Consider the following 23,505-nt stretch of genomic DNA (forward strand, 5'->3'; position numbering starts at 1 on the left):
GGCATCGGCCAGACCTAGGATGCTTTTCGCAGTTGGCGCTCGCGCCGGTACACATAAAGGGCTGGCAACAGGTTTGTGCTGAGCAAGCCACTCCATACCAGCCCACCGAGTGTAACGACGGCGAGCCCTTGCTCCGGAGCTGCGCCTTTTCCGAAGCCGAGCGCGGTTGGTAGCAGACCCAGCGAGCCAGTCAGCACGGTCAGTAGAATCGGCCTGAATCGCACCTCAACTGCATCGCGTACTGAATCGAGCACTGACAGGCCCTGCGCTTCGTTTCGCTTCACCAGTTGCAGGAGCACGATGCCATGATTCAGGCTCACGCCAATCAGCGTCAGAAACGCAATCAGGCCTATGGCGTTCAGTCCGATACCACTCACGACCAGCGCGATTGCTCCGCCGGAAAATGCCAGAGGCATCTGTAGCAGAAGCAGCCCGGGAACCAGCAGGCCATCAAACTGTAGCGTCAGGATGCCAAGCATGAGTGCCAGCGCGACTGCCGCCGCGATAGCGACGTTGAGCGCGGCATGCTCCAGTTGTGGGTACAGGCCACCAAACTTCACGTCGTATCCTGGCGGCAGGTGAAGTGTTTCGAGAGCTCGCTTCGAGGCAGAGATGACCTGCCCGAGCGGCGCGGTCGGTGTGGCCAGTATCTCAATCGCACGAAGGCCGTTCAGATGCCGGATTACGTTCGGCCCCGTCGCCATGCGGACATCGGCCACGTCCCGCAAGGCGGCCCAGCCATTGGCCATGATGGGGATTTGCTTCAGCTGCTCAATGGAGAGCTGGGTGGGGTCCACCAGTCGAACGAAGACGTCCAGGTGGCTGTTGCCCTCGGGTACTGTTGCAATCGTCTGTCCTGCCAGCAGGATGTGCAGCTGTGAGAAGAGTTGCGCTGGCGTGATGCCGTGAAGGGCAAGACCGGCCGGGTCAGGCGCGATTTGCAGTTCGGTGATGGGGTAACCGTCGTTGTTGAATACGTCCGACAGGTTGGGCACTCCCGTGAGCCGGCTTGTCACATCAGACGAGAGAGACTGCAGGGTCGTGATGGAATCGCCATACACGTCAATCACGAACGGCTGGGGCAACCCGGAAAGTGTCTCACCCACCCGTTCCAAGGTCGGTGTTCCAATCGCTGTCTGTACGGCGGAGAGCTTCGACGCGGCGAGGACCTGCTGACCGATTTTGTCCAGACTGCTTGCATTCACGTTCGGCTTCAGTGCGATTTGAATCTCGCCGGCGTAGGCAGGCTCGGTGTAGGACGTTCCCGATGCCGAGCCCACCCGCGTGAAGACGTGCGCCACCGGGTCCAGGCTCAACAGTCGCTGACTGATGCGGTCAGCCACGTCCTGAGTGTCGTGTAACGATGTACCGGGCGGCAGCGTAAAGCTCTCAAGCAGTACCTCCTCATTAGGCAACGGCAGGAAGTCGACGGGCACCAACGCGAGTCCCGCCACCGAAACAACAAAAATGATGACGCAAGCCCACAAGGACAGCCTCGGACGGCGCAAGGTGAATTCCAGCAACCGGAAGTTATGGCTCTTGAGCCATGCTACTGCACGCGAACCCGATGTCGCTCTCTTTTCGACATGCGGTCCGATGAAGCCCAGTACAAGTGGAATCAGGCTCAGGGAGATGATGAGCGAGGCGATAAGACTCACGGTCATCGCCAGTGAGAACGGCACAAAGAACAGTCCAGCCAGGCCGCCCACGAATGCGAGCGGCAGAAACACCGAGACGGTCGTCAGCGTGCCGGAAATATCGGGACCAGCGATGTCGCGCAAGCCGTGGGCAACCCCTTCCCACCGGCCATCGCCTAGCTCCCAGCGGTGGTAGATGCTCTCAAGAACAATGATGGCATCGTCTGCCAGCAAGCCAACCGCAACCGAAAGGGCACCGAATGTCAGCAGGTTCAGTGTCTGTCCCATCAGATACAGGCCGGCGATACCCATCAGAAGCGAGAGCGGGATGCTCAAGGCAAGTGCCCATATTCCGCGACTCGCGCCGAGCATCCAGAACAGGACGGCGACAGCCAGCGCCGCGCCGATGGCGAGGTTCCGGCTCAAATCCTGGGCGACCACCCCGACAATGTGCCCCTGGCTGTAAATGCGCACGAAGCGCGTACCGCGTGGCAGTTGGGATTCAAGCTCGCGTAGCGTCTTGTCGACTGTGTCGACGACCGGCACGGTCGACGCGCCCGGCTGCTTGAAGACAATCAGCGCGATGGTGGGCCGGTTGTCGAGTTTGACCGCGTGGTGTGACGGTAGCGCTGAGCGGACAACGTCTGCCACTGCACCGAGCGGAACACCGCCACCGGGCGTCTGCACAGACACCCCGGCATAGGCGGACGGCTCGGTCGGCAGATTCCTGCCTTCGATAAAGACGTCCTGGTGGCCCAGGTCGACATATCCGCTCGGCACCATCGCGGTCGTGGTTTCCAGTGACGACGCAAGCGCCGACGCCGAGACGTTGAACCGCTGCAGCTTCCCGAGGTCGGGCCGCACCCATATTGCATCTGCGCCTGGTCCGACGACGGACACGCGTTGAACGCCCGCCACCGCCCGGATACGGGGCGCGAAGTTCGATTCGACCAGGCGCTGTACCTGTGAGGCATCTACACCGTCTGGAATCTGTATTGCATAGTCGGCGACTTCGTTGATTGCGTTGCCGGAGATTTCCGTCGTCACGCTCGTCCCTTTGGGAAGAGCGCCATTGACTCGACCCACGACGCCGTTGACGTCCTGCAGCGCGCTTGCGGCGGTTGTCCCTTCTGCGAACCGCGCTTCAATCTTGACTGAGCCCTGGCTCACGACCGTCCGCACGTCGCTCAAGGACTGAAGCGATGTGAGCTCAGTCTCGACAGGCCGGGCAATCAACCCCTCGAGGTCGAGTGTGGTCGCCCCGGGCAACTGCGCGACGATGCTCACCTGCGGCATGTTGAACTGCGGCAGGACTTCCGAGTGGATGTTGATGAGTGCATAGATGCCGTAGGCAATCAGGGCGCCGTACAGCATGACCCATAGCAAGGGCCGCTTGACGATGTCGTTGAGCATATTTTTGTTGGGTGGCGTCAATCGGCTTGCTGGTAGTGCGCAGAGAAGTCCTGATGGAAGAGCAGATAAGCGTCCTGTGTGACGACCCGCTCGCCCGGCGAGAGACCGGTCCTGATAGAGGTCCAGCCGCCGTCAGCCAGTCCGGGGGCGACGTGGCGACGGTGATTTCCCGATTTGTCGTGAACCAGTACCCACCATTCGCCGCCATCGAGGATGAGTGATGTGGATGGAATTGCCAGCCGCTTGTCGTCGGACGCTGACAGGGAGACGGTGCCGACGGCGCCAGATTCAAGGCTGATGCCCGGTGCGACATTGAGCCAGACCTCCAGCTGACCGGGTGCCGTGACGCTCCATGACGTGCGCTGGACCACAACGTCGACGGGCGCATCGCCACGTTCAGGCAGAAACACTCCCTTCATACCGACGGAAGCCAAGGCAGCGTCGCTGCCGTAAAGCGTCGCGACAACATGGAGGTCGCGCGACGACGAGACGGTCACAAGCGCCTGTCCGGCACTCACGTACTGACCATCGGCCGCGCTGACCGCTGTCACGACGCCTGCTTCCGACGCAGTGATTGTGGCAAGTCCGGTGTAGCCTTGAGCGGCCGACTGTGCGGCCACCAGTTGCTGGCGCGCTGCATCCAGGTCAGCGCGAACGCGGGTGATAGCGTCGCGCGTGCTGAGCTGGTCCTCAAACTTTTGTTGTTCGATGGCCGCCGCTTGTGTCGCAGCGGACACGCGTATCTGTGCAGTTTTCAGGTCGGCCGCAAGACGCGTCTTCTCGGACGTCACCGTCGGCCCCGTCAGATGCGCAATCGTCTGCCCCGGTCGAACCGTTTCACCCGGCGTGATTCGCAAGCCCGAGACAATGCCCGCCGTTGGTGCGGCCAGTACAGCATTGGACACGGCCTGCACGTGCGCTGGTGCGGTTACCTTCGCCACGATGCGCTTTTGTACTGCAGGCATCGTCACAACGTCCTGGGCGAACGCGTGGGGACTCACGGCGCACCACGAGCTCACGAGGGCGGCAATAACGAGCAGGCGGATAGACTTCATCTCGGACCTATTGGAGAGATTGGTGGTCGATGGCGCTTACGCCAATCAAGGTGCACAACTCGACCTGCTGCTGAAACACTGCATTCTCGAGCTTTGTGATTGCGATACGCTGGTTGAGCCGGCGCGACTCGAGGTCCATCAACGTCGGGAGTGTCACGTCGCCCCGTCCATGAGCGATACGCGCCTGTTTCGTTGCTTGCTCCAGCGACGCTTCGATTGACCGGGTGTTGCGAAGCTGGTCATCAAGCAGGTCCAGGTTTGAAACGATGTTGTCGACGGCGGCGTACGCCTCTTTGAGCCGTTGCGTGTACTCCTCGTAGAGGCTCTCCCTCGTGGTTTTTTCGACCGCAATGTTTCCCCGATTGCCGTTGAACAGCGGCAACGTCACGGTGACGGCGATGCCCGAGGTGTAGATGGCGGACGTGTCCCGGCCTCGCGTAATGCCGATATCCAGGCGGGGAAATTGCCCAAGAAGTGCTGTGCGGTAGCGCTCGTCCTGCTCCGCGTAGCCGGCGCGCAATGCTAGAAGGTCAGGACGACGCTGGCTGAGATTGGCGAGCGCGTCATGTACGGCGTCGAGCGGCACGTCGTAGGGTTCGCGCGGCGCCGCAAGCATCAGGTGGGTGCCAGGCCGCAGGTCGAGCAGTGCAGCGAGTTCCTGCTGCGCTTTGAGATGGTCCTGCCCAAGCGTGTCCAGTTGCTGCAAGCCGTCGCGGTACGCGGTTTCCGACTGCACTGCGATATCGCGCGTCACGTCGCCCCGCGCGAGCGCCTGTCGCATGCGGTCGGCGACAACCTGTTCATGAACCACCAGTTGCGCGACCTCTGCCTCGACTCGGGCAAGGCTCACATTGCTGACATACAGCGCGTAGGCATGGTTAGCAACCTGCCATCTGGTCCACTGCAACGTGAGCTGCTGCTTGTCCGTTGCCGCCGTAGCAGCACGCTGCTTTGCCGGATGGTCAACAAGCGCCGACACCTCGTAGCTGAGCCCGACCATGAATGCCGGAATAAATCCAGTCGCGCCGGGACGGTCCGTGCTGAAGCTAAGCTGTGGGTCCGGGAGTAAGCCCTCGGCATATTTGTGAGCGTTTGCGATATCCAGCTCGCGTTCGGCGCGCCGGACGTCAGGACTGTGCGTCAGTGCGCGTTCGACGACCTGGTCGACAGTCAGCGGTGCAGCCGTTCCGGCGATGTTATCGGGCCAGTCTGGGGCCGTCGGAAGGGGCTTCGGCGCGTATGACGCACAGCCCCATAATGTCGCAACCAGCACCGCAAGCGTGCCTCGCACGAACGCGAATTCTCTGACCCGAAGCAGGCCAGTTGCGCGAATTCCGTTTTGCGACCTAGTATCGTGGGCACCACTCGGCACGATGGCTATCCTGTGTAAAAGACGCTCAGGATGCTATTCCGCAAGAGTTAGTTTTGACTTAGCACGACCTGAATTAGTTTTGGCTTAGCTCGATATCCACGATTCCGCGACACCTATGAGAATCCTCCTGGTTGAAGACGACGAAATGATTGGTGCTGCCATCGTTCAGGCGTTGAAAGATGCCGCGTACGCGGCCGACTGGGTGCGCGACGCGGAAGCTGCGAGTGGCGCGCTCCTGGGGCAGGAGCACGATGTCCTCCTGCTGGACCTGAACCTGCCGAAGGCCGACGGCATAGACGTGCTTCGGTCACTTCGCGGCGCAGGCAGCAAGATTCCAGTGATTGTTCTCACGGCGCGCGATGGTCTCGACGACAGGATTACCGGGCTGGATGCCGGTGCCGACGACTACCTGGTGAAGCCGTTCGAAATCGGCGAACTGCTCGCCCGCCTTCGAGCGGTAACGCGTCGGCTGGGTGACCATGGCGATACCCGCATGAAGAGCGGCAAGCTCAGTCTCGACGCGGCTACGCACATCGCTGTGTATGACGGGACCGAGTGTCGTTTGACCAGCCGGGAGTTTGCCCTGTTGAGTGCACTGTTGATGCGTCCCGGGACTGTCCTCTCACGAACCCAGCTGGAGCGAAAGCTCTACGCATGGGCGCAACAGGTGGAAGGCAACGCGGTAGAGGTTTTGATTCATGGCATCCGCAAGAAGCTGGGTGCGTCGGTGATTCGCAACGTACGAGGTGTGGGATGGCTGGTGGACAAGGAAGACAATCACGCTCTCTGACGCTGCAGCTTTCGGCGTGGATTGGCGGCTTGATGGCGGCAGTGGGGGTGCTTGCGTGTGGATTTTCGTTCGCGTTCGCATTCCAGGAGGCGCGCGCGCTGCAGGACGGCCAGTTGAATGAAATCGCTGCACTCATAGACAGTCACGCGCTGGCATTGTCGGGACCCCGGTCGTCCGTGGAGAGCTCACAGGATTCAGACGTCAAGGTTGTCATCGACAAACTAAGCCCAACCTCCGGAGGCATGTTGCAGGCAGCTGGGCTCGCGATACCCGGGCTGATGGCGGATGGGTTCCACGACCTCGAAGGCAGCGGACAAGGCTGGCGCATCAACATCCGTACGCTTCGAAGCGGTGAGCGCGTTGCCGTTGCGGAACCCTCTGCCTTGCGCGATGAAATAGCAAGGGACGGTGCAATGCGAACCCTCGTGCCCGTGCTGCTTCTCATGCCGGTACTGTTTGCCGTCGTTGTCGTGATTGTCCGGGCGAAGGTAGCACCGCTGACCCGCCTTGCGAGGATGGTAGACCAGCAAACGGACGCGTCGCTTGAGCCACTACCCGAAGACGGTATTGCCACTGAGGTGCTTCCGTTTGTGCGGTCGATTAACAGTCTCATTGCACGGTTGAAAGAGGCCATCGGTCAGCAGCGCCGGTTTGTTGCCAGTGCAGCCCATGAGTTGCGCTCACCGCTTGCAGCTCTGTCGTTGCAGGCTGGCAATCTGGGTCCCGCCATTACGTCGCCAGATGGCCGGGAGCGGCTATCAGCCCTACAGTCCGGTTTGCGGCGTACCCATCGCATGGTGGAGCAACTGCTGGCCCTGGCAAGGTCTGAGCAAGGCGGACTGGAACGGCCGGCAGCTTTATCGTTGAGTACTGCGCTAACTGATGCAATCAACGCGAGCATAACGCTCGCACGAGCGAAGAACATCGACCTCGGCATCGAACAGGTCGACGATGTCGACGTTATGGTCGATGCGTCGTCCATCGCACTGGTACTGAGAAACTTGGTCGACAACGCGGTGCGATACACGCCCGACGGCGGGAAGATTGATGTATCGGCAGTCCGGCTGGCGGGTGAGTTGATGGTCGAGGTCGCGGACACAGGGCCAGGCATACCGGACGACGAACTTGAGCGCGTGCTTGAGCCGTTCTATCGCCTGGACCACTCGGTAGTATCTGGAAGCGGACTGGGTCTTTCCATCGTCTCTGAAATCGCTCGCCGCACAGGGGGACGCCTGGTGCTGGCGAATGTCGAAAACGGATTCCGCGCCCGCTACTTCCAGCCGCTTCAACAGACGGTGTGATTGCACGACCGAACCCACACACCCGAGAGCGCTGGGGATTTATCGTGAATCACCCAGAGTGACTTGATTTCCGCGCGTGTGCAAACGTGACCGCGAATGGAGGCGAACTAGCAACATGAGCGAGCAGAACGAGGACGCGGTGGGAAGTCCTGGTCGGCGCGGAGACCGGAATGGCGAAGCCTTACCTTGCTCGGTGCACGTCTGTCTACCGACGGCGGACGACCTTCCGCCCCGAGGTGACGCAACGTCCGAAAGCGCCGGGCTGACCCAGGCCGAGGTGTCTGAACAATGCCGGGCGGGCAACGTCAATCGTGCTCCGAGGTTCACTACGCGGACCGTGTCTGGCATCCTGCTAGCAACGTCGTGACTGTATTCAACAGCATTTTGGCCGTATCAATTGTCGCGCTTCTGGTCGTCCACGCCAACAGCGAGGCAGCGTTCCTGTCAGTGGTCACTTTCGCGAACATGCTGGTCGGAATCGTCAATGAGTTCCGTGCCAAATGGGCGCTGGACCGGCTCGCCGTCCTACAGAATAACGTCGTTACTATGCGCCGGGATGGACGGGACCAGCGAATCCCGCGCAAGAACTCTTTTGGTAATAACTCGCCTGGTAATAACCCGCAAGACGCCGGTCGTCCAGACGAGAATTGGCGCCGAAATCCGCAAACCGAAAGAGACTGTTGATTCACCTAGGCCAATTGGTTTGCGAGACGAATCCTTACATTTCGACGAATCACGTGACGTCAACGGGGCGACGGCTCGCACGTTTATATGGAAGGGGCAACGGGCCTCACATCCTGAGGAGGGATATAGCAATGAACAAATTTTGTGCGGTTGCTATTGCAGCATTGTTCTCCATAAGCGCCGCCTACGCACAGACGTCCGCGCCGGCGGCATCCAGCAAGGCCGCAGCTCCCGCTGCTGCAGCTCAGTCAGCGTCGTCCAGCTGTGAAACACGGGCGGTTGGAAAAAATGGTGAGCCGCTGACCGGTGCAGCGAAGTCATCCTTCATGAAAAAGTGCGAGGGCAATGTCAAGAGTGCGGCGTCGACCGCATGCGAAGCCAAGGCGGTTGGAAAAGACGGCAGACCTCTCGCCGGCGCTGCGAAGGCGTCGTTTATGAAGAAGTGCGAAGCGGGTGCTGGCAGTTAATCCGGCGCTCGACTCACGGGCCGGCCGGCGAGCCGGCCGTGCTTCTACGTTGTAACCGGCTTTTTCGGATAATTGAGGCTGTACAGCACTGACGGCGAGCTTCAGGGTCTCGTATTCGGAGTCGCGAAATCTTCTCGACAAACGTCGAAGTCAACGCCCCTCAGACTCGAAGTGGTGTTTGTACAGTCTTTCATTGCAGCGACTTGCCTGCCCCTACAGGGTGGGCAGGCGCTCGAAGTTGTCAAAGCGAGCGAACGGCGGCTGCACCTCGTCACCAGATGCTTCACGACAGCCAGTCCGATTCCGAGTCCACCTTCTGCATGCCTGCGGGCCGATGGCGATTGCGCAAACATTTCGAAGACGTGCGGCAGCAACGAAGGTGCAATGCCAGCGCCGTTGTCCCTTACAGTAATGACCGCATGACGTGGGGACGAGCCGTGTGTCGACCCGAGGCTGAGGTCCGGCGCCTCTACCAATAAAGTGATGTCACCACCGGGCGGCGTGTATTTCACCGAGTTCTTCAATAGATTCGACACAACCTGTGTGAGCCGGGCGGGGTCCGCGTGAACGGTCACCGGATACGGCGGAACAGTGATATGCAGTTCACGCTGACCGTTGTTGACGTCGGTCTTCATCGCCGTCACCGCGTCTGTCACGATGTCCTGGAGCAACGCGTACGAAGGACGCACCGAAAGTTTGCCGTGCCGTATCCGCGACGCATCGAGCAGGTCAGTGAGGAGGCGTTTTAGGAGCCGTATCTGCCTATCACCGAGTCCAGAGAAGGGTCATGATGGTCTCGCTGGCACCGGAGCGTGAACGGGCTGCGCGTGTTCTACGTGTTCTAAAAGGCGCCCGGGCGCTCCGAGCCGCCCTTTGCCTTTCTTTCATCCGTGAGGGCGTTTTACGGGCGTTTGTGTGACTTGAGCGACACCGGCGCGGCGCGAAAGGCGTCCGCGTCAGTCGTGCCCACCCCAATGGCGGTGATGGTGTTCCCAACCTCCATGCCAGCCGTCATCATGCCAGTGCGGACGGCCCCTCCAACCCCTATAGCCGTAGCCATATCCGTAGACCCCCGGTGGCGGCCCGTACACGATGGGCGGCGACTGGTAGACCACTGCCGGACCATACGGTTGATAGATTACCGGAGGCGGATACGGTTGGTAGATTACTGGTGGCGGCGCGGCGTCGACAGGACCGGGAAAACCGAGGTAAATGCCTACGTTCGCGTGCGCCGACGCGGCATTACATGCGCAAGCGACCGTGACTCCTACGGCAAGCGACGTTAGTGCGCGTTTCATGATGACTTCTCTCTTCGTTCGCCAGTCCGGCGACGGCGACGCACGGTCTCTGGCAAATAAAAGGATAGGCCGGGAAAAGCGGAACGGTGATACGGTGCCCTCCCTTTTGTAACAGGCCGTAACTCTCTTTGTTCGCAAGGCTGCCCCGTTCTGCGTTCTGGTGCGCGCCAGCGGGGCCCGCCGGCGCGTGTCCTCGAACCTGCCTGTGGTCCCATTGGTCTGGGAAGAACGAGCCCGACCTTTTGTCGTTTACCGCCATCACCGACGAGCCGCCGCCAGAAATCGCGGCGGCGGGCCATGACCGTTGCATCATCCCAATCAAGCCCGAGAACATCGACGCGTGGCTGAATCCAGATGCTTCTAACCTGGCGGCGCAGTACGCCATTCTCGATGACCGAGACCGGCCGTACTATGAACACAGACTTGCGGCTTGAATTGGGGACGCGGAATCTGGTTCACGGACCTTCGGAAAAGCCACTCGAAGTAACACAGTCTGCTTGCCGTATGATTCAAAGGGCCGAGACGGGTTTCTGCTAACGTCCACCGCGTCGCGCCAACGGGCCAGTCCACCGCCTCACGGCTACGCTGTGGTGCTGCCGCTTCTGCCACAGTGCAAAGTGGTCTCATGATTGCCCAGCGCTAATCGCTTGCTTCAGCCATTGGGGCATTTCCCCTTCGCCGTTCCACGTGTGTCCGGTCGCACTACGGTAGCGCACCTCTGTCTGCTCTGATTGCTCTTGCGCTAGTGCTGAAGCCAAATCCTTCATTTCGTCCATGGGTGAACTCGTCCTATATCCTTTCGCAGATTTATGTGGAGGTGCTCGCAGTCTGCGATGCGAGCATGGAAACAAGCCACTTGAACAAAGCGCCGGCGAGGCGCAACTCGGCGCTACGCGACCTGCAGAGCCAACGTGATATAGCGACGCAGGTCCTTTCGCTGCATGCGCCGTCCCCAGTGCTGACGGCGAAGCGGGAGGTCGGTGCGCTCAGCAAAGCTTCACTTGTGCGGGCGAACGAACCGAGGCGAGACGACGGGACAGTCGAGTTTACGCCCGCAGGTAATGCGGTGCTGAATACCCTCGGCGCGAAATTACTGGGCCGCTGATAAGCGCAGGTCGGCTTACTCACTGCGCCGGGTAAAGCCGCTTCGAAGTCGGGCGCGCATCGCTGTTTCTTTTCGCGGGATGTGTTGCCTCCCTGCAATCCGGCGCCGTGCGGGGGAAGTGATGCAATCAACTCGGCGACGATAATCTCATGGCGGACCAAGCGACGTCCATCAAGGGCTAGCCGCGAGCGCAGCCCGCGAAGGTCCTCGGCGTTACAGCGGCGGTATGGACGTCGGCGCGGCCCCCTCACGCGGCAAAGCGGTCGGCAATCACCCTCGGGCTGTCGGCTGTAGGCGGAAACACGCACCAGAAACCGTCATCGTGCCGAAAGAAGAACAGCGCGCGCAGGCCGGCCGGTTATGCGGTCTCGACGCATACATAGCGTCTCCGGCCCGAGCGGGTGCGACTGAAAACGGTCACGTGGACCGGCGTCGCGGGACCCGGCGCGAGCCATTTTTCGACCTGGAAACGCAGGGACTGCTCATTCATGCTTTTCATGCCTGCCTCCATCACCCGGTCCTTGCTTGTCACAGCGGTCCACGGGGCCCAACAATTCTCCGAATGCACTTTGCGTGACAGCATCGGTGCGAGTTGCCGCGCTGCTCTGCGTTTCGCCGCACATGTTCCGCACCGCACCCGAAACTTGAGAAAGCACTTTAACTTGAGCCCAAAAAGGTGTGCCGCTGTGCATCATTTGATGAAATAGCAACGGCCGAAAAGGAGCGAGTGGAGTACCTGCACGCGCCTCTAGGGCCTCTAGGGTGTGCGCGTTGACGCGTTGCAGTATGTGCGCGACCGACCACAAAAATCGCGTTCGGCCGCAATCCAGAAACGGTCGGCGTCGGGAGAAGGTTGACCCGCGCCTTGCGGTCGCGGGTCAATTGATTGTGCCGATTCTTCGCCTGTTTTTACGTCGTTCCCCGTTTGGCGCCGGCGCCGAGCCTTCATGGCTCTTATGTCCTTATGTCAGCATCCCATTTGGAATATCGCCATACGTTTGTCTGCTTGCGCACAAAATTCTCTGATGAAAAGGGCGCGATGCCTCGGATGGAGGCGCCCCGAATGCCAGAACCGTCGAGGAAGCAGTGGGGGTGGGCGTCTCTCAATGAGCCCCGATACGCGGCGGAAGTTTCCTCGGCAGTTTCAAACGGTGCGCACAATTGCCGGTTGTCACGTGCTCTTTCGCACAGTTGCGGTTCATTTGGGGCGGTCGGTTGCGATACGATTACTCCAACAGTGCACGGCATCAAGCAATCACAATGGATATCAACCTCTCCGCAGCAATCACCTTGTCCCCCGGACGGGAAGCTGGTTCAATTTGTCGCCGCGTTGCCCGAGCGTTCCGTTCAATGCGCAATATCTCGAGAGGCGCTGGAGTGCCACTTTTGGGTGCCGAGCGGTGCAGACGGCGCACGCCTGTTGAAGGCGTACCTGGAAGGGCGCCAGCGTATCGCCGTGAAGGTGGCAAGGCGTCTGATGCGAAAAGAACCCGAGCCGATAGTGCTCAACGCAAAGCACTTTTCTGGTTAGTGCGCTGCACCGACAAAGACGTGCGAGCGCGCTGCTTGCATTGCTCACGTTTGGCATGTCAGAAAAATGCCAACCGCCAATCGCACGGTAGTTTCCGACATTTGTGAGCCTCGCCTTGGCGACGACGTATCAATTCAAAGTGGGCGCCGAAGGGATAGCAGCGCATGACGTCCTTCCATCAGGGAGTCAACGAGGAGCTAGACATGGAACTTAAATGTGTTGTGGCGGTTGTCCGGCCGGAGGTTCTGCAAACTCTGGAAAAGAGGCTCGCCGCTATTGATATCCACGGCATAACCGCCAGCAAGGTAAAAGGGTTCGGCGCGCATCCAAACCTGTTTGCCGATGATTGGACGACCGAGCACCTCAAAATCGAAATTTTCGCCCAGGCATCGGACGTTGAAACCCTCGTAAGAGCAATCATGGATATCGCGCACGTCGGGCCGGTCGGAGACGGCATAGTCGCGATTATTCCCGTCGAAAGGTTTTTCCGCGTCCGCACGCAGTCTGAGGCAATACCTTGACCTGACGGCCACGCCGATGGTCCTGAGTGTGGTCGCCCCGGGCTCTGGCAGGAGAGGCCGAAAAAGACAACGGTGCAGACTGGGTCCGTGCGTTGCTCGGTGAAATGAGCCGGTCTTTTCGCCGGCCATTCCATCAAAGCATTAAATGGACACGAACAGCATCAACCTTGCATCTCGGCCTGCGACGAATGAGCGACGGCGTGCGACCACTGCGTCGCTTCCCGTTTGTGAGACGAGCATGCGACCGAAATGGCCGAACGCGTGGTGGGGACCATCGGTGTCACTGAGGTTCGGCTATTGGGGCGGCTGCTGTTACGGCGGGGGCCACCACGGCTACTGGGGCCACCACGGCTATTGGGGCCACGGATATCGAGGCGGTTGGGGCGGTCACGGGGGCTGGGGTGGCAACGGATACCGCGGGCGTGGTATGGGCGGCGGCCATTACTGGGGCGGTGGCGGCGGCCACGGGCATGCGCATTGAGCGCTAGAAGAAATACTGACGTGTTCAACAGTTCCCGAACAGCTGAACCCGTGGGCGAAGTGGACGCAGGCCGCCCACGCGATTACGGCGTCGCGTAACATATAACCGGTTGCCAATCTATTTGCTGTGCCAAAATAGGATGCTGTTGGACACTTTTGGCCCCGCGCGCATTTTCACCGCATGACGGTATGTGGCCATTCGACTGAGTTAACAGAATCCGCCAGCCGGGTCTCCGGCAAGAGGCGGCTCTCTCGCGGAAAGCAACGCTGTGCAAAGTTGAGGCGCAGACCTGTATGGGATGCGTCTGCATTCTTCGCCTGAGCACCAGGTCAGCTCTTACTCGGGCTGCAATCGCCTAGGTGGCCCATCGAGTGGACAGTCAAGAGAAAGGACCGTGACTGCGGCCCTATCAGCAAATGTGAGGACTGCCTGGCGATTTAAGCCTTGGTCACCGGCTTGCTTGCTTTGTCGATGAGCTCCACAGCCTCCTTCGCCGCGGCCGTGGCCTGCTGATTCAGTGAGTTACCTGCGTCCCACATCGTCCGGAAGCCCTTCGACCAGAAGGCGGTAATCACTTCGTTTTGCGCCGGCGGGTTTCTCGCGAGGCTATCGATAATTACCTGAGTCTCACGAACGTACTCGCTGGCCAGCTTTTCAGTTGACGCGAGCAGTTGACTTCGCGCCTCTGAGGCAACCTCATTCACATGTTGCCAGTAGGCTTGCGCCTTCCTAGTGGCCGCTTGCGACTGCCGGGACTGCAGTTCGAAGAATGACTGCGGGTCCTTGGCGGAAAGAGCAAGGGCCTCCGACGCGACAGCCTCGTTCTCCAGAATCGAAGCTTTGGCCGCCTGCAGGTTCAATGCGACGAGCTTTTCGTAAGCCTCAAAACCAGTATTTAGAAATCCGTAAAGGGCCTCAACGCCGACCTTCTGTGCAGCAGCCACCTGCTCGGGAACTTGCGTGTTCATCGGTTTAGACTCCAGTGTAAGTAGCGGCGCGTCGACCGATTCGGTCGGTGCTGAGCCGCGTCCCGCCCGTCGGCTGAAATATGTGGGCCTCGATGCGAGAAGAGAATTTTCTTATAGAGCGTGGGTTTTCATGCCGCACAATGCGTGCGGCATGAAACGGGCATGTTCCTAGAGCGGCTGGATATTTGCGGCCTGCTTGCCCTTTGGTCCCAGCTTGACCTCGAAGCTGACTTTTTGCCCATCGCTAAGAGACTTGAAGCCGTCGGACTTGACTTCGGAAAAATGGGCAAACAGGTCTTCGCCACCATCGTCCGGCGCGATGAACCCGAAGCCCTTTGCATCGTTGAACCACTTCACTGTGCCCGTCTGCATCATCTGATTCCAAGGAAGTAATAAAGAGTCATTGACCCGCCGTAAAAACTCTAAAAGTGCCGCTGAAGGCGCTGGTGCAGGCGTGCGGACGCCCGTGGGAAAAGCTACTACCGGTTCCCGGCAAAAAGAGTGTCCGGGCTTGCGAATGGTTATTCGGTTTGCAAGCCGCTGCGATGAAACTAAGGGCAGGCAGCGGCGCCATCTGCTTGTGCGACGCAAGTCAGCCGTTTTAAGCCTGTGCCCGTCAGGTGCCCGCTAGTTGTGGGGGGAGCGCTCTCGGGCGTGATACATCCGACGCCTCGAATCTGCGGGCGCGCCGGCGAGACGGTCGAGCAATCGCTGTAGCCGTTCCTGTTGTCGTTGCAGGAGTCCGGGCGTCGCATACGCCTGAAGAACCCGAGCGCGCCAGTAAGTTTGGGCGAACAACGAATCGGCGCCTTCTGCGCACAGGACCCGCTCAAGATGCGTGACTGCAGGGTCGAGGTTTTGAGGTGTATAGGGGCTCGCCCAGGCGCCTGCTTTGGTGGCAACGTTCACTGTGTGCTCTCTCAGTCATATAGTTTTCTGACTAACGGCACCCTGCACAAGGTGCGCCGGGCTCTCCGACCGCGATGGTATTAGTCAGATGTTTAGTGCATTTTGCTAAACGAATTGAAAAAGATACAGGAAACATGGTCCCCCATAAACCGGGTTAACCCGCCAATGCGCAGTCTTTTACTGCTCAAAATAGTGCCACATTTATATGACGTATCGACGCCTCGACTGTCGCTGGAAAGAAGTTCCGGCGGTTGGCAATGGTTTCTCTTTTATCTGCAGTACTGATGGAAGGGATTGCGCGTCCGTCGCGAAGTGTAACGGTGTTCGCCGATGGTCTGACGCTGGCGGCTGTGGGCTCAGCGAGGTACCCCCTGCATCCGATGAGCGCCACGCTCATATGGGGCCGGCGCCCGTTGGCCGTTGGAGTGGACGGTGCACTCCTGGTCGTCCGGGTATCCGCAACGTTGAGGCAGTCGACCTGGACCCAATGCTTCCGCGAGGGTATACACTGGGCTTGTCTCTTTGGCGGAGAGCATCATGAAAACGCAAAATCTCTCGGGCCCAGACAGGCTGTTGGCAGTATGGCGAAACCTGAATGCTCACGCGGCCAGCGACGGAAGGGTCGGATACGAAGTCGACCAGCTGGGACGAGTCGTCGACCATCGACGCGTGTGTCCATGGCATCAACTCCTGGTCACCGACATGTTCTGCCAGCTTGCCTCGCAGTTGGGGCCTCGCGTGGCGATGCGTCAGCCGGTATCAACCCGGTCGTTCGGTATCCGCATTGCCGACGTCGTGTGGATGCCCGAGGAGAAGTGGCCGGAAATCGATTCGGACGCCCCGTTACCTTCCGTTCCCGACCTATGCATCGAGGTGCTCGCGGACGACAATGACGCCGACCAGGTTGAGCGCAAGGCTGACGCCTACCTCAACAGCGGTGCGCAGGAAGTCATCATCGTCGGCCCCCTCGGGAAGGTTGAATTTCGAGGACTAGACGGTCCGCGTGCGTCATCCTTGTTTCGCGTGACCCTCGAACCGGACCCGATGTTTTTCGCGTGGGCGTGACGTGCATCGGCATTGCTCGAAACATCTCTCCTAAAAGCAGTGGTGAAAATCGGACCTGGTTTCAGAGGTGGTACCGGTCAAAGTTGTCGAAAATTCGATAAGCGAGGAGTTTCTGACCTCGCGGCGCTTCATGTGCTGGCGCCAACACAAAATTGACCCGCTCGCCAACATTAGACTGACCAGCCGGGTTGGGCCGCGAGTTGTCGATGGCGGAGTTGTTTTCCCAATTGTCAAGCTGGTCAGTTCGATGTCGGCAAATGGGTGAAACTGGTACCGGCGAGAAGAGAGCACGAGGGCAAACTAGAATGTTGGAAGCAGCGTTGGACAATGTGCACGCGGCGTTGATGGGCTTTGCAGTCCAGCACGACGCGCTATTTTCGCTGTTGCTGGTCGCTCCTGCGGCCGTCGCCTGTTTTTTCGCATATTTCATCGTCCGCTACCATGTGCGGGTTGCCCCTGCCTTCATGCACGGGCGCAGGGCTGTGTCTACTGGACTCTTCGCGTTGTTCCTCACGGCCAGTGACCAGTATGCATTGCCGCATGTACTGCGCGCACTCTCGTTCGACACGATGTGCGCCGCCATTCCGTTCATGATGCTTGCCCTTGGCGCGTGCTGGGGTGTATTCCTGGCAAGCGTCATGGCGTGGTGGCATACCCGCCTGGTTGCCCACTGAATCAGGTTCTAACAAAGTCCAACTGACAACTTGAACCTGCTCCTGCAATGCTGAAGAAGGTACTCCGGTCGCCTTCGTTCATGGCGCGTGGGCGATTGGCGTAGACCGAATCCGCTACGCGAAGCAACTGGGAGAATCGTTACGCTCCGGGCCGGGCTTATCGTCGACGTCTGAACAGGCCGGTCGGCTGTCGCGACTGATACCCGACATTTTCTCGGTTTGGCTGGCGTGAGCGTGGTTCGATGCATATTCCACGCAAATCGAGCGGCCATTCTGCGGCAAAGCGAGCAAGCATTCCACGCGAAACCGAGCAGGCATTCCACAACAAAGCGAGCGCTGCGGACATGGCGACGCGGGGTGAGTTTTTTTACTCCTTCCCGCCTTCGGCGGTCAAACTATTTCGGCGCTTGCGCATCGATTCGCCTGAGAGCGTGAAGCGATGCGCGTTGTGAACCAGCCGGTCGAGAATTGCATCAGCGAGCGTCGGATCTCCGATGGCAGCATGCCAGCTGTCGACTGGAATCTGGCTGGTGACGATCACCGAGCGCCGGCCGTGCCGGTCGTCGAGCACCTCCAGCAGATCGCGCCGCGCCGCATCTGACAGCGGTGCCATGGCCAGGTCATCCATGACGAGGATGTCGGTCTTGGCCAACTGTGCCAGCAGCTTTGCGTAGCCCCCACTGCCGTGCGCGATGGCCATCTCCTCGTTGAACTTCGGCATGCGCAGATAGCAGGCCGAGAAGCCCTGGCGACACGCCTGGTTGACCAGCGCGCATGCAAGCCAGCTTTTACCGAGCCCGGTTGGTGCGACCAGAATGATGTTCTGGTGCGCCCGTACCCATTCGCCAGTGAGCACCCGGGCGAGCAGCGCACGATCCAGTCCACGGGGCTCGCGGTAGTTGATGTCTTCGGGCACCGCGTCCGGGAAACGCAGCTTCGCGCGGCGTAGCCGCGCCGTGAGCAGGCGCGACTGACGTTCGCTTGCTTCCCGTTCGACGAGCAGCCCCAGGCGCTCCTCGAAGCCGAGCTGGTCGATGCTGCTCTGGGATTGCTGGTCGGCCAGCGCGGCGGCCATGCCGAACAGGCGCAACTCGTGCAGCCGCTCGACAGTTGGATGATGCAGCATGTCATGATCTCCTTTCAGTGGTAGTAAGACGGTCCACGCACGTTGGCATGCGCGAGCGGCAATTCGGTCTGGGCGGCGGCCGTGTCGGCCCTGTTCTCCAGACCGTTCTTCAGCGTCGAGGCGATGAACCGATAGCTCGGCGCTTTAAGATCAATGGCACGCTGGCAGGCGGCTTCCAGTCGCGCATGGCCATAGTCCTTGCCCATGCGCAGCACGCCCAGACAGGCGCGGTAAGCCTGCTGTGGATGCTGGCGACCGCCAAGCAGGTGTTCGATGACTGCGGCGGTGTGCGGGCCGATCTCCATGGCCCAGTTGATCAGCCGCTGCGGATTCCACTCGGTGGTCGCTGCCCGATGATTCGCCGGCATGTGGGCGGCGATCGTGGTGTGATGGCCGCGGCGCTCGCTCTTCGCGTGCGCGGCAATGCGCTGACCGCGCAGGAAGATCTCGACGGTCGTCTTCGTGTGGCGCACCTCCACCTGCTCGCGGGCGTGGCTGTATGAGACGGAGTAAAAGTGTTCGTCGAGCTCGACATGGTAATCAATGCCGACGCGAGCAACCTTCCACTGCGCATACTGGTAGGGTCTGTCTGGCAGCGGACGAAGTGCCGGACGATCAAGTTCCTCGAAGGCGCTGCGGCGGCAACCGGGCAGTTTCTTGAACGGCCTGTTGTTCAGTTCAACGAGGAGTGCCGCGATCGCGCGGTTGGCTTCGTCGAGGCTGAACAGCCGCTGGTTGCGCAGCCGTGCCAGAATCCAGCGCTGCGCCAGGAGCACCGACTGCTCGACCTTCGCTTTATCACGGGGCCGACGTTTGCGGGCTGGGATGATCGCCACGGAATAATGCGCGGCCATCTCTCCATAGGTCCGGTTCAGAACCGGATCGTAGAAGTCGGCTTTGTGCACGCCGGACCTCAGGTTGTCGGGGACCAGGATCTCGGGACAACCGCCAATGAAGTTCAAGGCGCGCACATGCGAGCCAATCCAGTCCTCAAGCTGCTGGGTCCAGGTGACTTCGGCGTAGGTGTAGTTTGATGCGCCGAGCGTCGCGACGAATACCTCTGCTTCACGGATCTCGCCGGTGTGCGGATCGACGATGCCCAACCTGTTACCCGAATAGTCGATGAACAGCTTCTCCCCGGGCGTGTGCGTCTGGCGAAGCGTGACCGGCAACGCTGCCGCCCATCGCTCGTAATACTTGCAGAACCAGCTGTAGCCGTAGCCTTCGGGCTCCTGCGCTTTGTACTCGTTCCATAGCAGGTCAAGCGTCACGCCTTTCCTGCCGAGCTCACGATGTACCATCGGCCAATTGGGCATCGGCCGTGTCCGGCTTGACGACGGCGGCGGCGGGAATAGCAGCGCATCCAACGCTGTCTCCTCCATCGTCATCGCCTTCTCGAAGTCCAGTTGTGCGCGCCGTACGCGATCCAGATAGTCCCAGACCGTCGCGCTCGATGCGCCTATCGTCGTCGCGATCTCACGCTGGCTACGCTGGCACACAAAGCGCAGGCGTAGCACTTCCTTGATTTGACGCATGGATAACCTTTTATTCGACATTCGCTCGCTCGACAAAATCGTCAAGCGTGCCATGGTTATCCCGCGTTGCCGTCCCTCCAGCTTACCGCTCGGTTACGCGTGGAAATCGCGCTCGGGCAGTCGCGGAATCCCTGCTCGATTTGCCGTGGAATCGACGCTCGGCTTGCTGTGGAATCCGTGCTCGGTTCGCCGTGGAATTGGTGTTCGGTTTGGTGTGGAATACGCAGGTTCGAGCGCCAACCTGCGAGCTTCGTCTGCCTGCGGCGAACTTTCCGACAACTCGTCGTTGTTCCACATCCAGAGGGGCAGAACTGTAATGACAGCCCAGTTAGCCATGTCCTGCACGACGACATAACTGCGGTCGTCGACTTTACTGTAGATGAGGTAGCAGCGCCGGTTGGGCGGAACCTCCCCAAGTGACACGCATCGACCTGCGTCCACCATTTCTCGAACAGAGGTTGCCGACAAGGTAGACCGTTGACTCACTCGTTCCTTCGCGTGAGGTGCGACCCACGACCGTCGATTGCTGGACCGTCTCTTCGAGAAATGCATCTTCGCCTCCCACGCATTGCTGCGGCAGTCAGGCAATCCTATTCCGTGTCGGGGCGCATCGCAACGCGGGCAATGGATGTTCTGAGGAGCTGGTCCGCGGATGCGCTGCGCCACTCGGTAGCGGCGACCGGCCATGCTGCTTGACGCTATCTATCTATGAAGGCTGCAACGAAATCCAGGAACGTCTTGACGACCAGGGCTACAAGGTCACAGCACTTGGCAACATGGTGTAGAGCGAAGCGCGCACCGCCGTGCTCGAAAACATCACGCTCGCCGCGCTTGACTGTTACTTCGAGATGCATGAGAAGGAACCTGAGACCGTCTCACAAGTAAACGCATCAAGCCTGGTTTGACACAACGAGCACGTACGAGACTTCAGCCAAATCCGATTCGAAGCCCCACCGCGCTTATGCCTGGTGCAGCCTTCTTGTTGGCGGGCTCACGCACCTGCGCGCGGTTCGAGGGCGGGAAGAATCCTAAAACAAGGCTTGTCGGCAAGATTCGAGAGACCCGAAAACATGCTTCTGGTTCTCCTTAGTCGTCTTCGTTCTTAGGTAACGGAGGATTTTTCGGCGGTATCTGATTGGACTCGCGAAGGAGTCCGGTGTCCATAGTCGGCGCGCTTGCAGGCGGCCCGAGGTCACGGAGCCGCAAGTCAGCCTCTTACTCTGGTGTAAGTGGACCGCCGAAGATGTCGTCAAACGGCACACCGTGACTATTGCGTAAGATGAGAATCGCGGCCTGAATCTCTTTTAACGCTCTCTCAAAATCTCCGCGTGCCTCCAGCCGCTGGGCGTTCGTGCCAGCCGTAGCCAGCAACATTCGGTCGCGGTCTCGAAGCAAATCGTAACCCCATGAGCGAAGGCGCCTCTTTGTATCGTCGAGCGCCCAGCCGCACTTGAATGCCTGGGTTTTGAATGGCTCCGGCGCATTCTTCCAGATGCTTTCCGTCGCGCGTTCAAGTTGCTCCATCGCCTGCAGATATTGAGAAACGTCCATCTGCCGCTCCTTGGTCTGTCCCGCAACCACGAGCCTCAAGGGCCGCCAGTTTGCTGACGCGCTCACGCGTAGGCGGCAGCCCCCGTCGGCGCAATCAGCGAACGGTGCCAACCCTCAAATTGGTCCCTGTGCACGCATGTCCATTGGCGCGTACACCTCTGAGAATCCGAGCAGAGAAGGAAGAAGAAACTCCACATCGCGCGTCGTCCGCGAATTTGAGATGTCCGGAAATTGGCTTCTGGTTCTCTTCAGGCGTCCTCTTTCTTCGGCATAGGAGGTGTTTTCGTCGGTATTTGATTGGACTCGCCAGGCCGTCCGGTGTTCATCGTCGGCGCGCTTTTCACTGACGTCGGTGACGCAACCTCGGAAGCAACCGCTCGGACAAAACGACGGCGCACGAATCGCGCCGCCATGCCACCTCTACGAGCGAACACGGGTGCCGCGCAGGGTCCAGAAAAACCGTTCTTGCGAGCAGTAACGAACGAACGTCCGCATTTCCTCCTGCCACAGTGGGGGCGCGGCGATTATGCTCTGGCTGCTTCTGTCCCTGTTCGACGCGCCGACCCATTAGTCTTGCAAGCGCGTGAGTGTCTTGCTTCGACCGTCCTGCGGAGCCGGCTTACCGGCAACGCAGAGGGGATGGTGGGTACACGCCTCCACGCTCGCTGAAGGGAGATGTTTCGTGGCTCGGTGTGAGTCTGCCGTTGGGTGACGGCTGTCGAGGAGGTGCGTGCTGATTTGACTGATGGCGACCCCGAAAGCGTGCAGGCGAACGAGGTTGCGGCCGCTGGCGATGTCGAGCGCAATGGCGGACAAGCTGCGGACCATCCGGAGAGTGTTGAGACCATCGAACTTATTGACCCCCCTAGCGTGTAAGTCGCGAGGCCGGTGAAGTCAGCAAGTACAGCGCACATCTGCTCGCAAGACTCAATGGTTCGATGCCGAAGCTGGACAACCGTGGCGGGTATCTATTCCGCCTTCGAGCCAGAAGTAGCGCACCTCATCATTGGCGTGGCATAGTGCGGCATCTCAACTACGGAGGCGGGAATGCCCACCCTGGAATCCTTGCAAGCAAAAATCAAAAAACTGCAGACTCAAGCAGACGCACTCATCGCGGAAAAGTCGAGCGCTGTTATCGAGAAGATTCGGGAATTGATGTCAGAACACGGACTGACGACAGCCGACATCGATGCGCACGTTGGCGGCAAGAAACGTGGGCCGAAGCCCGGTGCAAAATCTGCGGGCGTAGCGAAAACTTCCACAGCGAAGTATCAGGACCCGAAAACCGGTGCTACGTGGTCCGGACACGGACGCGCTCCGGGTTGGATTGCGAACGCGAAAAACCGCAGCAAATTCCTGATTGAGGGTAGTGCCGATGCAGTCGTCGCTGCAGGCGTGGCAAGCGCGAAGAAGGCCAAGACTGCGGGCAAGAAGGTCTCGTCGCCAGTCGGCGCCGCTGCTGGCATGGGTCAGCCGAAAGGTCCGCAGCCTGCGAAATATAAAGACCCCAAGTCCGGTGTGACCTGGAGCGGGCGTGGCCCGGCACCTGCGTGGCTGGCTGCCGTCAAAGACCGCACCAAGTTTTTGATTGAAGGCGCCAGTGCGGTCACGACAGAAACCAGTGCTGTGAACGAGGCGAGCAAGCCGAACGCCGCTGGCAAGCGCGGTGCTGTTGCAAAAAAGACAGCTGCAGTCAAGAAGGTGGCGACAACGAAGGTTGCTCCGCCGAAGCAAACCGTCGTCGCGAAGAAGGTGACGGCTAAAAAGGCGCCGGCGACGAAGGCGGTGGTTGCTGCGAGCAACACGGTCCAAAGCAAAATGCCCCTTCGGACTTCCGTCGCGAGGGGCGTTTTTTCTGCAAGCCTCGATTTAGAGCACCGCGTCCTTCAGCTTCTTCAGCGGCCGCACTTTCAGACGCACTGAAGCAGGTTTCGCGGCGAACACAACCTTCAGCAGACCGGGCAGTGTGAACTCCTTCGCGCCCTTCTTGTGGACCGATGTCAATCAAGTCGAACGAGTGTG

At 59.9% G+C, this 23,505-nt stretch carries 20 protein-coding genes and 3 pseudogenes; 12 read left to right on the plus strand and 11 right to left on the minus strand.

Annotation, left to right across the window (positions count from 1 at the left end; all coding sequences use genetic code 11):
* Nucleotides 1-14: 14 nt before the first annotated feature.
* The 3 genes from OKW41_RS01650 to OKW41_RS01660 all read right to left on the minus strand — a co-directional run bounded on the left by OKW41_RS01650 (nt 15) and on the right by OKW41_RS01660 (nt 5,396).
* Entirely contained in the window at nt 15-3,050 is a 3,036-nt protein-coding gene (locus OKW41_RS01650) for an efflux RND transporter permease subunit (RefSeq protein ID WP_429571324.1), read from the minus strand.
* 17 nt (nt 3,051-3,067) lie between these two features.
* Nucleotides 3,068-4,015 carry an efflux RND transporter periplasmic adaptor subunit gene (locus OKW41_RS01655; RefSeq protein ID WP_429571325.1) on the minus strand — a complete coding sequence of 316 codons (948 nt, stop codon included), beginning with the start codon at nt 4,013-4,015 and terminating at the stop codon, nt 3,068-3,070.
* Nucleotides 4,016-4,112: 97 nt separating this feature from the next.
* Nucleotides 4,113-5,396 carry a TolC family protein gene (locus tag OKW41_RS01660; protein WP_429571326.1) on the minus strand — a complete coding sequence of 428 codons (1,284 nt, stop codon included), beginning with the start codon at nt 5,394-5,396 and terminating at the stop codon, nt 4,113-4,115.
* A gap of 196 nt (nt 5,397-5,592) precedes the next feature.
* On the opposite strand from OKW41_RS01660, the gene OKW41_RS01665 reads away from it, so the two are divergent.
* The 4 genes from OKW41_RS01665 to OKW41_RS01680 all read left to right on the plus strand — a co-directional run bounded on the left by OKW41_RS01665 (nt 5,593) and on the right by OKW41_RS01680 (nt 8,719).
* Complete coding sequence (locus OKW41_RS01665; RefSeq protein WP_429571327.1) at nt 5,593-6,267, plus strand: response regulator; 675 nt, start codon at nt 5,593-5,595, stop codon at nt 6,265-6,267.
* The gene (locus OKW41_RS01670) at nt 6,231-7,568 is read left to right on the plus strand and encodes an ATP-binding protein (protein WP_429571328.1); all 1,338 of its coding nucleotides are present in this window, start codon (nt 6,231-6,233) and stop codon (nt 7,566-7,568) included. Before OKW41_RS01665 ends, OKW41_RS01670 begins: the two co-directional genes overlap by 37 nt.
* A gap of 363 nt (nt 7,569-7,931) precedes the next feature.
* A complete protein-coding gene (locus tag OKW41_RS01675) occupies nt 7,932-8,252 on the plus strand; it encodes a hypothetical protein (RefSeq protein WP_429571329.1) in 321 nt (106 codons plus the stop codon).
* 131 nt (nt 8,253-8,383) lie between these two features.
* Nucleotides 8,384-8,719 carry a hypothetical protein gene (locus OKW41_RS01680; RefSeq protein WP_429571330.1) on the plus strand — a complete coding sequence of 112 codons (336 nt, stop codon included), beginning with the start codon at nt 8,384-8,386 and terminating at the stop codon, nt 8,717-8,719.
* Between the two features lie 101 nt (nt 8,720-8,820).
* Here OKW41_RS01680 and OKW41_RS01685 read toward each other — a convergent pair whose 3' ends face one another.
* A complete protein-coding gene (locus OKW41_RS01685) occupies nt 8,821-9,354 on the minus strand; it encodes a sensor histidine kinase (protein ID WP_429571331.1) in 534 nt (177 codons plus the stop codon).
* Between the two features lie 863 nt (nt 9,355-10,217).
* Here OKW41_RS01685 and OKW41_RS01690 point away from each other — a divergent pair.
* Nucleotides 10,218-10,451 (plus strand): annotated as a pseudogene (locus OKW41_RS01690) (SOS response-associated peptidase family protein); the annotation flags it as partial.
* Between the two features lie 189 nt (nt 10,452-10,640).
* Here OKW41_RS01690 and OKW41_RS01695 read toward each other — a convergent pair.
* On the minus strand, nt 10,641-10,793 hold the full coding sequence (locus tag OKW41_RS01695; protein WP_429571332.1) for an H-NS family nucleoid-associated regulatory protein: 153 nt from the start codon (nt 10,791-10,793) through the stop codon (nt 10,641-10,643).
* 2 nt (nt 10,794-10,795) lie between these two features.
* Here OKW41_RS01695 and OKW41_RS01700 point away from each other — a divergent pair, with 2 nt between their 5' ends.
* On the plus strand, nt 10,796-11,122 hold the full coding sequence (locus OKW41_RS01700; protein WP_429571333.1) for a hypothetical protein: 327 nt from the start codon (nt 10,796-10,798) through the stop codon (nt 11,120-11,122).
* Between the two features lie 247 nt (nt 11,123-11,369).
* Here the strand turns inward: OKW41_RS01700 and OKW41_RS01705 are convergent.
* Nucleotides 11,370-11,621: pseudogene (locus OKW41_RS01705) on the minus strand (hypothetical protein).
* Between the two features lie 564 nt (nt 11,622-12,185).
* Here OKW41_RS01705 and OKW41_RS01710 point away from each other — a divergent pair.
* From OKW41_RS01710 to OKW41_RS01720, 3 genes and pseudogenes are all read left to right on the plus strand, one after another.
* Complete coding sequence (locus OKW41_RS01710; protein WP_429571334.1) at nt 12,186-12,653, plus strand: DUF1488 family protein; 468 nt, start codon at nt 12,186-12,188, stop codon at nt 12,651-12,653.
* A 203-nt stretch (nt 12,654-12,856) separates the two neighbouring features.
* Complete coding sequence (locus OKW41_RS01715) at nt 12,857-13,174, plus strand: P-II family nitrogen regulator (protein ID WP_187635620.1); 318 nt, start codon at nt 12,857-12,859, stop codon at nt 13,172-13,174.
* Nucleotides 13,175-13,433: 259 nt separating this feature from the next.
* Nucleotides 13,434-13,655 (plus strand): annotated as a pseudogene (locus OKW41_RS01720) (hypothetical protein); the annotation flags it as partial.
* 437 nt (nt 13,656-14,092) lie between these two features.
* Here the strand turns inward: OKW41_RS01720 and OKW41_RS01725 are convergent.
* On the minus strand, nt 14,093-14,623 hold the full coding sequence (locus OKW41_RS01725; RefSeq protein ID WP_429571335.1) for a phasin family protein: 531 nt from the start codon (nt 14,621-14,623) through the stop codon (nt 14,093-14,095).
* 168 nt (nt 14,624-14,791) lie between these two features.
* Nucleotides 14,792-14,995, minus strand: coding sequence for a cold-shock protein (locus OKW41_RS01730; protein WP_323047015.1), 204 nt, complete (start codon nt 14,993-14,995; stop codon nt 14,792-14,794).
* A 1,074-nt stretch (nt 14,996-16,069) separates the two neighbouring features.
* On the opposite strand from OKW41_RS01730, the gene OKW41_RS01735 reads away from it, so the two are divergent.
* Together OKW41_RS01735 and OKW41_RS01740 are read left to right on the plus strand one after the other, a co-directional pair.
* Complete coding sequence (locus OKW41_RS01735) at nt 16,070-16,597, plus strand: Uma2 family endonuclease (RefSeq protein ID WP_429571336.1); 528 nt, start codon at nt 16,070-16,072, stop codon at nt 16,595-16,597.
* A 305-nt stretch (nt 16,598-16,902) separates the two neighbouring features.
* Nucleotides 16,903-17,271 (plus strand): hypothetical protein, encoded by a 369-nt coding sequence (locus OKW41_RS01740; protein WP_429571337.1) that lies wholly within the window; start codon nt 16,903-16,905, stop codon nt 17,269-17,271.
* Nucleotides 17,272-17,638: 367 nt separating this feature from the next.
* Here OKW41_RS01740 and istB read toward each other — a convergent pair whose 3' ends face one another.
* The 3 genes from istB to OKW41_RS01755 all read right to left on the minus strand — a co-directional run bounded on the left by istB (nt 17,639) and on the right by OKW41_RS01755 (nt 21,483).
* Nucleotides 17,639-18,397 carry an IS21-like element helper ATPase IstB gene (gene istB / locus OKW41_RS01745; protein ID WP_429571338.1) on the minus strand — a complete coding sequence of 253 codons (759 nt, stop codon included), beginning with the start codon at nt 18,395-18,397 and terminating at the stop codon, nt 17,639-17,641.
* Nucleotides 18,398-18,411: 14 nt separating this feature from the next.
* Nucleotides 18,412-19,953: an IS21 family transposase gene (gene istA, locus OKW41_RS01750; RefSeq protein WP_429571339.1), complete on the minus strand. Its 1,542-nt coding sequence runs from the start codon at nt 19,951-19,953 to the stop codon at nt 18,412-18,414.
* Between the two features lie 1,194 nt (nt 19,954-21,147).
* Nucleotides 21,148-21,483, minus strand: coding sequence for a hypothetical protein (locus tag OKW41_RS01755; protein ID WP_429571340.1), 336 nt, complete (start codon nt 21,481-21,483; stop codon nt 21,148-21,150).
* A 1,047-nt stretch (nt 21,484-22,530) separates the two neighbouring features.
* On the opposite strand from OKW41_RS01755, the gene OKW41_RS01760 reads away from it, so the two are divergent.
* Nucleotides 22,531-23,406, plus strand: coding sequence for an H-NS family nucleoid-associated regulatory protein (locus OKW41_RS01760; RefSeq protein ID WP_429571341.1), 876 nt, complete (start codon nt 22,531-22,533; stop codon nt 23,404-23,406).
* The last annotated feature ends 99 nt before the right edge of the window (nt 23,407-23,505 follow it).

This window comes from Paraburkholderia sp. UCT70, from assembly GCF_050434085.1.
Taxonomy (GTDB): Bacteria; Pseudomonadota; Gammaproteobacteria; order Burkholderiales; family Burkholderiaceae; genus Paraburkholderia; species Paraburkholderia tuberum.